General features: G+C 47.6%; 5 protein-coding genes and 3 pseudogenes. 6 read left to right on the forward strand and 2 right to left on the reverse strand.

Going from position 1 to position 12,615, the window contains the following annotated elements; all coding sequences use genetic code 11:
* Positions 1-3: 3 nt before the first annotated feature.
* A complete protein-coding gene (locus HGT71_RS03575; protein WP_214216650.1) occupies positions 4-909 on the reverse strand; it encodes a LysR substrate-binding domain-containing protein in 906 nt (301 codons plus the stop codon).
* 160 nt (positions 910-1,069) lie between these two features.
* Here HGT71_RS03575 and HGT71_RS03580 point away from each other — a divergent pair.
* The 5 genes and pseudogenes from HGT71_RS03580 (at position 1,070) to rluA (ending at position 9,233) form a co-directional block, all read left to right on the forward strand.
* Positions 1,070-1,593 (forward strand): annotated as a pseudogene (locus HGT71_RS03580) (sugar ABC transporter).
* A gap of 205 nt (positions 1,594-1,798) precedes the next feature.
* Positions 1,799-2,640, forward strand: a pseudogene (locus tag HGT71_RS03585) (MBL fold metallo-hydrolase).
* A gap of 509 nt (positions 2,641-3,149) precedes the next feature.
* A pseudogene (locus HGT71_RS03590) lies at positions 3,150-5,495 on the forward strand (DNA polymerase II).
* A 144-nt stretch (positions 5,496-5,639) separates the two neighbouring features.
* Positions 5,640-8,546 carry an RNA polymerase-associated protein RapA gene (gene rapA / locus HGT71_RS03595; RefSeq protein WP_214216651.1) on the forward strand — a complete coding sequence of 969 codons (2,907 nt, stop codon included), beginning with the start codon at positions 5,640-5,642 and terminating at the stop codon, positions 8,544-8,546.
* Positions 8,547-8,582: 36 nt separating this feature from the next.
* Positions 8,583-9,233, forward strand: coding sequence for a bifunctional tRNA pseudouridine(32) synthase/23S rRNA pseudouridine(746) synthase RluA (gene rluA / locus HGT71_RS03600; RefSeq protein ID WP_048911494.1), 651 nt, complete (start codon positions 8,583-8,585; stop codon positions 9,231-9,233).
* Between the two features lie 29 nt (positions 9,234-9,262).
* Here the strand turns inward: rluA and djlA are convergent, their stop codons facing one another.
* Positions 9,263-10,075, reverse strand: coding sequence for a co-chaperone DjlA (gene djlA / locus HGT71_RS03605; RefSeq protein WP_099823632.1), 813 nt, complete (start codon positions 10,073-10,075; stop codon positions 9,263-9,265).
* Positions 10,076-10,256: 181 nt separating this feature from the next.
* Between djlA and lptD the strand changes: the two genes are divergently transcribed.
* Complete coding sequence (gene lptD / locus HGT71_RS03610) at positions 10,257-12,614, forward strand: LPS assembly protein LptD (protein ID WP_214216652.1); 2,358 nt, start codon at positions 10,257-10,259, stop codon at positions 12,612-12,614.
* Position 12,615: the final 1 nt, after the last annotated feature.

A 12,615-nucleotide genomic window follows, 5' to 3' on the forward strand; every position in this document is an offset into this window, starting at 1 on the left:
CTCTTAGTTTCTATTCACGTTAGTCAGCGTATCAACTTCCGACAATAACCAGCGCTCGAAACATTCCAAAGCCGTTTCGTTAATCCCTGTTTCCTTAGGTTTAATTAAGCTGAATTGTTTACTCAGCCTGCTTGAGCTTGGCCAAGGAGAAATAATCGAACCGTTATTGAGTTCATTCTCAACATACATCCCAGGCACCAATGCGACACCTTGTCCAGCGATGACAGCAGAAATAGCCATTTCATGAAGGTCATACTTTCTCCCTTTCATCGGATTATCTATACGAATTCCACTCTCTTGGGAATATTGAAGCCATGCATCGTGGTTCTGTCGTCTGTGAATAAGCTGGAGTTCGTTTAACTGTTGGTCAATACCATCACTTTTTAACAGTGCAGGATGACAAATAGGAAGTAAATTTTCCTGAAATAGAAATTGTACACGCATACCTGCCCACGCAGAGTGTTCATAATGAATGACCGCGTCAAAACCACTTCCAGAAAGAATAAACGGATCTGCTCGCGCCGCTAAATTTAGCGTTATATCTGGATATAGCTGATTGAATTTATTAAGTCGAGGAATAAGCCAGCGGCTCGAAAAAGTGGGTAAAACCGCTATATCAAGACTTCGACTTTCCTCTGGCATGCCCATTATGGACTGAGCATCTCTTTCCATCCAATAAAGGGATTCGCTTACATGGTGCGCATAATTAATACCTAAAGGATTAAGCTTTACTCTGCTGCCCATACGGTCAAATAACTTGCAGTTAAGTAGGGCTTCAAGACGTGCGATCTGACGACTAATTGCACCTTCTGTTAGCGATAATTCTTCTGCCGCCTTTGAGAAATTACCGTGTCTCGCAGCAGCATCAAAGGCTCTCAGAGATGTCGTGCTAGGTAATTTTCTGCGCATAGATTTGTTTTCCCATTTGGTCTTTGTAACTCGCTTACTGTGACGTAATGTCATTAAGTCATGAAATTTAATCGTTTTAAAGCACGTTGATAACTTTATATCATGATAAAAATCATTATTTACCGCTGATTTTATTAAAAATATAAACGAGGGTAAGCCTGTGCTCTATATCGTGGAATGTTCATATAATGATTCAGAAAGTGAAGATGAATGGAATTTTTTCTACAGCCAACAAAAACTCCCGGCATTAATATCTGTTACAGGCTTCAAGACATCTCAACGATTTCGCGCTATCAAAGAAGGTTATCCTGCCTATCTGCCATTCATACCATTGACAACACGAAGGTTTTAAATAGCGAAGATTACCATCTTAAAGGCGGTGGATACTTTTCTCGCTGGCAAAAAAATATTAGTGACTGGCATCGTAACCTTTATGAAACAGAGGGCATTGCTCCAGCCATTTCAGCCGATCAACGATTAGTGATAAGTACAAAAAAGATAGACTTCTCAGCGTTAGGAACGAGATTCAGCGGGACGAAATTGTATGCAGTAGGATTAGAAAAACACCCTGAATATCGTATTATTTATAGCGTTCCAGTAGAAATAGCGAAACTATTCATAGAGATAGAATCGGTAAGCGTCTATGAACCTATGACACAACAACTGCAGAGCCTGATAACCTAACACGCTTAAGGTAAGAGAGTTATACATACCGATTTACGCGGTAAATAATATAGCGAGCGTTATCTCAATTAACTGTTTATTTATCGAAAGATAAAGGCTGTCGTGAGAAAATTAAATTCAAAATGGTATAAGTCCCTCACCTCATGCCCTGTACTCGTTTTAATATTAGTAAAATCAATTCCCCATCACTGACCCCGAGGCATTAATGAGTAATTATTTTCCATTTTATCAAATTGGCGATTTTAAAATAACGGCAATTAGTGACGGAGATATGACGTCAAGCCTAGATTTACTTTCAGGCATTGAGCGTAATGATGCAGAAATTATCCAACATCATTCTGGAATCGATGAACCTGATGATATTCATATAAATTGCTATCTCATTCAAGGTAATGGCAGAGTTATTTTAGTCGATACGGGTATAGGTCAAAGTAATAGTATGGCAGGGAAACTTAAGGAAAATCTTGCATCAATTGGTATCAGCCCAAGCGATATCGATACTATTCTATTCTATTGACTCATTGCCATCCCGATCATATCGGAGGTCTACTTGATGCTGAAAATAGACGCGTTTTTAACGTCGCAGACATAGTCCTTCATCCCCTCGAAGCACAACACTGGCTAGATGATGAACAATTCACTTTGGCGGATGAGAGAGGGAAACGTAATTTTAGGTTAGTTCGCCAGACATTAGAGGCTTATGCTGGAAAAGTCTCTTTCTTAAACGATGAGAACATTGCTGAGGCTATTATGCCGGTCTGGTTACCTGGCCATACTCCAGGCCATACTGGGTTTCTTATCGAATCTGAGTGTACATCGTTATTAATATGGGGAGATATCGTCCATTACCCTCACATTCAACTCGCTCAACCAACGGTATCCATTCTTTTTGATAATGATCCTGTTCAAGCAAAAGAAACAAGAATGAAGATATTGGAGCATGCTGTGAATGAAAAACTGATTATTGCCGGTATGCACTTAGGGCAGAGAGGTTTTTCCTTTATTCATAAAGAGGAAAATGGTTACTGCATCGCCTATATAAATTAATGGCTAAATTTATAAGGTCGTTTTCAGGACTAAACATTTCATACCGGTTCTCAGCGTTCAATTATTCTACCAAACTGTAAGGTGACAGTTTTAGCGGCCAGAGGTTTGTTTTAGGCGGCTTCGCTGGCGTCGCTTCTACATCTATCACTTTTACCCTTTTAATAACGGATGGTATGAGTAAATAGGGTAACTTTGGCGAGTATTTTTACACTGAGAATAGAGGTGGCACTGTCAATTTTGAGTTTTTCTTCGGTAGGACATAAGCCAGAGAAAACGGTTATGTCCTGTGGGATGTTATGCGTGACAGCCCCCTCTCACAGAGTGGTAGCAGGACAATGGACAGCAGAGCCGTTCATAAGAACACCTCGAAAACTGAATTTACGCTTACTTGATAATGGTGATATCACCTATTCTCCCATCCCCACCGAAGCCTCCCCCACTAAAAGCCCTGTTGTCCTTTTCCAGCTAGCTTATACTGTCTACTGAATACGTAATTATGAGGAAGCGATATGGAGACTGTTTCGGCCGGTTTTATCTTAACCCGCCATTGGCGCGATACCCCCCGGGGTGTTGAAGTCTCCTTTTGGCTAGCGACCGATCAAGGTCCTCGCTCTGTCTCGGTGCCTTTGCAGCGGGCGACCGCTTTTTTCCCAACCGAATATCGTAATCAAGTAGAAGCCCTACTGGCTGACCAGCAAGGCATTACCCTGCACGATTCAGCACTGAAAGATTTCTCTCACCGTCCACAAACGACGCTTTACCTAAATCAGCAACGGTCACTCAAGGCCATCACTCAGCAGTTCGCGCAGGCAGCCATCCCGCTTTATGAGGCGGATATTCGTCCTACGGACCGCTATATGATGGAGCGCTTTATCACCGCGCCCGTCTGGATAGGTCATAGTACCGCGACTGAACCTGCTCGGCTAAAACCTCATCCCGACTACCGACCAACCTTAAAATGGGTATCGCTGGATATCGAAACCAACGAGCGCGGGGAGCTTTACTGTATTGGCTTAGAAGGTTGCGGACAGCGGCAAGTCTATATGCTCGGGCCACCTACCCCAAGCGAAGAACAGCCGGACTTTACCCTAACTTATGTCTCCCACCCACGGGAGCTGATCCATGCTCTCAACCAGTGGATGGCCATGCATGATCCGGATGTACTGATCGGCTGGAATGTCATTCAATTCGATCTGCGCATCTTGCACCGTGAGGCTGAACGATTCGGTCTGCCTCTCAAGTTAGGCCGTGGCGGTGGCTTATTAGTTTGGCAAGAGCACGGCTTCAAACCTGGGGTATTCAGCGCACAAGCTGCCGGGCGCTGGATAATCGATGGTATCGAGGCGTTAAAATCAGCGTTCTGGGACTTTCCCTCTTTTAGCCTTGAAAATGTCTCCCAACACTTATTGGGGGAAGGTAAAGATAGCGCGACACCACACGATAAAATGGCCGAGATCAATCAGCGCTTCCGCCAAGATAAAGTGGCGCTTGCCCGCTATAACTTGAAAGATTGTGAATTGGTGACGCGTATTTTTCAAAAAACCGAACTGATGGCCTTTTTATTGGAACGCGCCAGTACCAACGGCCTGCCTGCCGATCGCCACGGCGGCTCGATCGCTGCGTTCACTCATCTCTACTTGCCCCGCATGCACCGCTTAGGATTTGTAGCCCCTAATCTCGGTGATATTGCACCGCAACAGAGCCCAGGCGGATTTGTGATGGACTCACAGCCCGGTCTTTACCGTTCAGTGATTGTGCTGGATTATAAAAGTCTGTATCCCTCGATCATCCGAACTTTTCTGATCGACCCAGTAGGCTTAATCGTTGGCTTGGCCGATCCTGGTCCTTCCGTGCCAGGCTACCTCTCGGCACAGTTTTCACGGACAGTGCATTGTTTACCGGCTATTGTTGAACAGATCTAGCAGGGGCGTGAAAAAGCCAAGCGCGAGAAAAATGCCCCGCTGTCCCAAGCATTGAAGATTATTATGAATGCTTTTTACGGAGTACTCGGTACGCCCTCTTGCCGTTTTTTCGATCCGCGTCTCGCCTCGTCAATTACTCTGCGCGGACATGACATCATGCAACAGACGCGACAACTGATCGAACAACAAGGCTACACCGTTATTTACGGGGATACCGACTCCACCTTTATCTCACTGGGTGAGCACTGCGATCCGCAGCAAGCTGACGCGATTGGTCAGCGGCTCGTCGCCCTGATCAACCAATGGTGGCAACAGACCTTGCAGCAGCAACTCGGGATAGAGAGTGCCTTAGAGATCGAGTACGAGCGCCATTTTAGTCGTTTTTTAATGCCCACCATCCGCGGTGCCGAGCAAGGCAGTAAGAAACGCTATGCAGGCTTAGTGGCCGATCACGGCGAGGAACGTTTGGTTTTTAAAGGGTTAGAGACCGTCCGTACCGATTGGACACCGCTTGCTCAACAGTTCCAACAGACACTGTATGGCCTTATTTTTCGCGATCAACCTTGGGAAGAGTACGTGCAACACACCGTACAACAACTTTTAGCGGGTGAGTTAGACGATCAGCTGGTCTATAAAAAACGCTTACGTCGTCCACTGGCCGACTACGAAAAGAATATCCCTCCTCATGTGCGTGCCGCCCGTCTTGCTGAACAGGCTGCCCTCACACAAGGACAAAAATCGAGCTTCCGACGCGGTAGCGCAATACGTTATGTCATCACGCTCGCTGGCCCAGAGCCGCTCACGGCAATGACCGCACCTCTCGACTATACTCATTACTTAACTAAGCAATTGCAGCCGGTCGCAGAAGGTATTCTCGGTTTTGTCGGCGGCAATTTTGAAAATGTCATGACTGGGCAACTTGGACTATTTTGATAGGTGACGAATCCTCCGCCTTCCAGTACCATAGCGCCCTTCAAAATAACCAGGCCTTCTTCCACCACCAGGGTGGTAAACCGTGTTTGGCCCGTTAGCCGTGAATGAATACATCCCTATAATTAAGAGAATCGAGCAAAATTTATGCCTTTTACACTTGGTCAGCGCTGGATTAGTGATACAGAAAGTGAACTTGGACTGGGAACCGTCGTGGCTATCGATGCACGCATGGTGACCTTACTTTTCCCAGCCACCGGCGAAAACCGACTTTATGCCCGCAATGATTCTCCCATCACTCGCGTTATGTTTAACCCGGGCGATACCATCACCAGCCACGAGGGTTGGCAATTGCTGGTTGACCAGGTACGCGATGAAAACGGCCTAATGGCCTATATTGGCACGCGCAGCGACACTCAGGAAACCGACGTGGTGTTACGCGAAGTCATGTTGGACAGTAAACTGATCTTTAGTAAGCCACAGGACCGTCTGTTTGCTGGACAATTGGACCGGATGGATCGCTTCGCGCTACGCTACCGCGCAAGAAAGTACCAAAGCGAACAATACCGTTTACCGACCAGTGGCATGCGCGGGATGCGCACTAACTTAATCCCCCACCAGCTACATATCGCGCAAGATGTCGGACGTCGCCACGCGCCTCGCGTCCTGCTTGCTGATGAAGTCGGGCTAGGCAAAACCATTGAAGCCGGTATGATCATCCAACAGCAATTGCTGGCTGGCCGTGCTGAGCGCGTGTTGATCATCGTTCCCGAAACACTGCAACATCAGTGGCTGGTCGAGATGCTGCGCCGCTTTACCCTCCATTTCTCGCTGTTTGACGATGAGCGGTATAACGAAGCACGCTTCGATAGCGCTAACCCTTTCTTCACCGAACAATTGGTGATCTGCTCACTGGATTTTGTGTGCAAAAATAAACAGCGTCTAGAAGATATGCTAGAAGCCGACTGGGACTTAATGGTGGTCGACGAGGCACATCACCTCGCTTGGAGCGAAGGCAAGCCCGGTCGTGAGTATCAAGTCATTGAAAAACTAGCCGACGTCGTGCCGGGTGTCCTGCTGTTGACCGCTACGCCAGAACAGTTAGGCATGCAAAGTCACTTTGCTCGCCTACGTCTACTCGATGCGGATCGCTTCCACGATTTCGATGCCTTCGTCGAAGAGCAGCGTCACTTCCAACCCGTTGCCGAAGCCGTCGCCAGCTTATTGGCCGAAGAGTCATTAGCCGAGTCACAAATCGCCCTGATCAATGGCCTGATCAAAGAGCAAGATATTCGCCCGCTGATCCTACAAGCGAACAGTGACAGCGACGAACGCTTGGTGGCCCGCCAGCATCTGGTTGAGATGTTAACCGACCGTCACGGCACGAGCCGCGTTCTTTTCCGTAATACCCGCCAAGGGGTACAAGGATTCCCTAAACGCGCGTTGCATGCCGTGCGCTTACCGCTGCCAAGCCAATACCAAACCGCCATAAAAGTGTCTGGCATTATGTCGGCACGTAAGAGTAAAGATGAGCGGGCGCGTGACTTACTTTACCCCGAGCAGATCTACCAAGAATTCGAAGGGGATAACGGCACCTGGTGGGCGTTTGATCCTCGAGTAGAGTGGTTAATTAACTATCTACTGGAACACCGTAAAGAAAAAGTCCTCGTTATCTGTGCAAAAGCAGCAACTGCGCTTCAGCTAGAGCAAGTACTGCGCGAACGTGAAGGGATCCGTGCGGCCGTCTTCCACGAGGGATTGTCGATTATCGAACGAGATAAAGCCGCAGCGTTCTTTGCTTCGCAAGAAGAAGGTGCACAGGTACTGCTCTGTTCAGAGATTGGCTCCGAAGGGCGTAACTTCCAATTTGCCAGCCGAATGGTAATGTTTGATCTGCCGTTCAACCCTGATCTCTTAGAACAACGTATTGGCCGTCTGGACCGTATTGGGCAACTCCACGATATCGAGATTATGGTGCCATGGCTAGAAAATACCGCACAAGCCGTATTATTACGTTGGTTCCACGAAGGGTTAGACGCCTTCGAAAGTACTTGCCCGACTGGCCGAACTATTTACGATAGCGTGCATGACCAGCTATTAGAGTTCTTAGTTGCGCCGGAAAAAGATGAAGGCTTAGAGACCTTTATCGAGCAATGCCGTGCACAACATGACGACCTGAAATCACAGTTGGAATCGGGGCGAGACCGTTTATTAGAGTTGCATTCCCATGGCGGCGAGAAAGCGGAACGCCTTGCTGATGAAATAGCCGCACAAGATAACGATACCGCGTTGGTTAACTTTGCTTTGAATCTGTTCGATATTGTCGGCATTAACCAAGAAGACCGAAGCGATAACTTAATTGTGCTCACGCCTTCCGATCATATGCTAGTCCCTGATTTCCCTGGATTACCGGAAGACGGCTGTACGATTACCTTCAACCGTAACCAAGCGTTATCGCGTGAAGATACTCAGTTCATCACCTGGGAACATCCCCTTATTCGTAATGGTCTGGATCTCATCCTATCGGGTGATACCGGAAGCTGTGCGCTCTCGTTATTGAAAAATAAAGCGTTACCGGTGGGAACCCTACTGCTGGAATTGATCTACGTGGTGGAGGCACAAGCGCCTAAACAACTCCAACTGACTCGCTTCCTGCCGCCTACGCCATTGCGCCTTTTGGTCGATACCAAAGGCAACAACCTGGCGGATAAGGTCGAGTTCGAAAGCTTTAACCGCCAATTGAATGCGGTCAATCGTCACACTGGCAGCAAGCTGGTGAATGCCGTGCAACAAGAGGTGCACCAAATTCTGACGACCGGCGAGCAATTGGTCAGCGCGAGTGCGCAAGCCGTGATTGCCGAGGCTCAGCAGTCGGCGGAGAAACAGTTGACAGCAGAACTGGAACGTTTGGAAGCGCTGAAAAGCGTTAACCCTAACATTCGTGAAGATGAAATAGATGCACTGCGCGATAATCGTCAAGAAGTCCTCGACAGCTTATCGCAAGCGAACTGGCGTTTAGATGCTTTACGCTTGATCGTCGTGACCCATCAGTAATAATCGTGAGGGGGGAAGCCCCCTCTAGGATAGAAAATGGAAGCTTACCATCCCCCCCTAGAACCTTGGCTGCATATCCTGTATCAGGATGAGCATATTATCGTGGTCAATAAACCGAGTGGTTTACTGTCCGTCCCGGGGCGTCTACCGGAACATAACGACAGTATTATGACGCGTATCCAGCGTGACTTTCCCAGCGCCGAGTCCGTCCATCGCCTCGATATGTCCACGAGCGGCGTGATGGTGGTTGCCTTGACTAAAGCTGCTGAGCGCGAATTAAAACGCCAATTCCGTGAGCGAGAGCCGTCTAAAACCTATATCGCTCAGGTATGGGGGCAACTCGTCCCGGATGAAGGGTTAGTCGATTTACCCTTAATTTGCGATTGGCCGAATCGTCCTAAACAGAAGGTCTGTTTCGAGACCGGCAAAGCAGCACAAACAGAGTGGGAAGTTCTCGCGCGCGATGACGTAAGCTGTCGTGTCCAGCTCAAGCCAATCACTGGCCGTTCTCACCAGCTACGCGTACATATGCTTGCGATGGGACATCCTATCTTGGGAGATTACTTTTATGCTTCGCCGGAGGCGAAAGCATTAGCTTCGCGGTTACTGCTCCACGCAGAGCGTCTCACCATTACGCACCCTGTATTTGGAAACAGTATGACCTTTAAACAACCTGCAGAGTTTTAGGCTCGGCAGGCTGTTCTACAGGTCGCGGACTAGAAGCCTTTCTGGCTGCGGATGAGCTCATACGCCGATTGAATTTTTTGCGCTTTCTCTTTGGCTAGCGTCATCATCTCTGGGGGTAACCCTTTAGCCACCAGCTTATCCGGATGATGTTCGCTCATTAATTTGCGATAGGCACGTTTGATGGTTAAGGCATCATCCTCTGGAGAAACACCTAATACCGAGCAAGCATCCTGCAGGGTTGGCCCTTGAGGCGCTTGGCGAAAGCCCCCTTGCTGTTGCGAGTAGCCTTGCTGGCCAAAATGGCTTCCACCGGTCATCATGCGGATAAACAGCTCAAACTGCTGACGAGAAATGCCCAGCTCTTCTGCAATAATATATAAGACTTGCTGCTCATTCGGATGGAGCTCACCATCTGCTAGAGCTGCCTGAATCTGGATTTCCAGAAAAATCTTAATTAAATCAACCCGTCCCACGCACGCTTGTCTAAATTCGCGTAATTTTTGGCGTAACGGAAAGTCGGTTTCTTTACCCTCACGAAAGGCTTGCTGCGCCAGTTGGCGTGAGGCACCTTGCAGCTGCATACGGTCCATAATGGTTGAAGCCAGCTGGATATCCGCCTCCGTGACGCGGCCTTTAGATTTGGTTAAGTGTCCCATCACTTGGAAAGTCGTGATGAAAAAGAGATTCTGTCTTGAGTGTGCGGTACCCTTAAAATTTCCAGCAAAATTGGACATTACCGTATCGACAAGATGCCCGAGGAGTACACCGCCGACGATGCCCCAAAAACCTACCCCTGAAAAGAGCCCCAATAAAAAACCAATAACTTTGCCTCGGTAGCGCATAAACTCCTCAATTCGTCATGCTAATGTTTTCATTTTCGATTATCATACCCGTCATTTACTAAACCGCCTATCGCTAAACCAGCTTAATCACGATTATCGCTGGCGCTGATACTTTCGGTAAGTTACTCTTTATCGGACTGCTGGCCCCTTGCCAGAACTAACGGAATCTTAGATACCGCGTATGAATAAAAGACTACCTACATTGCTGGCCACTATGATTGGATCAGCCCTATACAGCCAGTATTCGCTTGCTGACGATCTGATGTCGCAATGTATGCTGGGCGTGCCTTCTTATAATCGTCCGCTGGTCAAAAGTGACCCAAATACGCAACCCGTGACTATTCATTCGGATAGTGTCAAAGGTAACTACCCTGACGATGCGGTATTTGACGGTAAAGTAGATGTTAATCAAGGGAATAGCCGACTTCGTGCTGACCAAGTGCAACTCCATCAACGTCAGCAGGCGGGGCAAAATACCCCGACGCGTACGGTGGACGCACTGGGTAATGTTCATTACGACGATAATCAAGTTATCCTAAAGGGTCCTAAAGCTTGGTCCAATCTGAATACCAAAGATACTAATGTTTGGGACGGTAACTACCAGATGGTTGACCGTCAGGGACGGGGTACTGGCGCACAGATGAAGCAACGCGGTAATAATCGCTATACTATTTTAGAGAATGGTAGCTTCACCACCTGTTTACCAAACGCCAACAGTTGGAGTGTCGTTGGCTCTGAAATTATCGAAGACCGCCAAGAAGAAGTGGCAGAAATTTGGAATGCGCGATTTAAAATCGGCTCAGTGCCGGTTTTTTATAGCCCCTACCTGCAAATGCCTCTCGGCGATCGCCGTCGTTCCGGTTTCCTAATCCCTAATGCGAAATATGGCAGTAAGAACGGCTTCGAATTTATGTTGCCTTATTACTGGAACATTGCGCCACAGATGGATGCCACCATTACGCCGCATTATATGAGCAAACGCGGTGTACAATTACAGAACGAATTCCGTTACCTCTCCGTGTTAGGCGCGGGGCTTATGGAGTTTGACTATCTGGGGTCTGATAACCAGTACGATAAACAAAAAAGCGCTCGGGGTATTGCCGACGGTGATAGCTCCAAACGTTGGTTATTCTATTGGAACCACAGTGGGGTCTACGATCAGCACTGGCGCTTTAATGCTGACTACACCAAAGTCAGTGATCGCTATTATTTCAACGATCTCGACTCAAAATATTATAGCTCGACTGATGGATACGCAGACCAAAAATTCAGCTTTGGTTATGCGGATAAAAATTGGGATGCGACCCTGTCGACGCGGGATTTCCAGACTTTCAATAAACTTGATACCAACATCTACCGTACCTTACCGCAGTTAGATGTTAACCTTTACCAAAACGATGTTGGCCCGTTCGATACCCACGTTTATGGCCAGTTCGCACGCTTTACCAATACGAACTCACGCCTACCGCGTGCAACACGACTGCATATCGAACCTACCATTGATTTACCCCTTTCGAATGGTTGGGCAAGCTTAAACACCGAAGCGAAATTACTGGCGACCCACTACCAGCAAGAGCACTTGCAAAATGCGAGTGAGCTTCCTAACGGTGGCGATTACAACCTGAAAAGTTCGGTAAACCGGACACTGCCTCAGTTTAAAGTGGACGGTAAGTTAGTCTTTGACCGTGATATGGATTGGGCGCAAGGCTACACCCAGACATTAGAACCGCGTGTTCAATATCTCTACACACCTTATCGTAACCAAAATAATATCTACCCTTACGATTCAACATTATTACAAACCGATTACACCGGTCTATTCCGTGATCGCACTTATAGCGGGTTAGATCGTATTGCCTCGACCAATCAATTGGCAACCGGGGTTACGACGCGTATCTATGATGAAAATTTAGTTGAACGTTTCAATGCCTCCGTAGGTCAAATCTACGCGTTCACTCGCTCACGTACGGGTGACCCGTCGGATGATAATGATACGGGAAGTATTATTTGGGCTGGTGACACTTACTGGCGCATGACTGACCAATGGGGTTTACGCGGGGGTCTACAGTATGACACCCACTTAAATAACGTGGCGCAAGGTAATGCCGGTATTGAATACCGCCAAGATAGTGACCGTGTGATACAACTGAACTATCGCTATAGTAGCCCTGAATACATTGCTCGCGCGATGAATAACTCAATCTATACCACGAGCCCAATCTATAAGAACGGGATATCGCAAGTGGGAGCCACCGCTAGCTGGCCAATTGCTGATGCATGGTCTGTTGTTGGTGCTTACTATTATGATACACGTAATAGTAAACCGGCTGAGCAACTGCTTGGCGTGCAATATAGCTCATGTTGCTATGCGGTGCGCTTGGGTTATGAACGTAAGATCAATGGCTGGCAAAACAATACCAGCGAGTACGACAATCAGATCTCATTTAATATAGAGTTCAGAGGGTTAGGGGCTAACTACGGTCTAGGTGCCGCAGAAATGCGGACTCAGGGAATTATCCCTTATCAGCCAACGTTTTAAT

Source organism: Rosenbergiella epipactidis (assembly GCF_018494055.1).
GTDB classification, from domain to species: domain Bacteria; phylum Pseudomonadota; class Gammaproteobacteria; order Enterobacterales; family Enterobacteriaceae; genus Rosenbergiella; species Rosenbergiella epipactidis.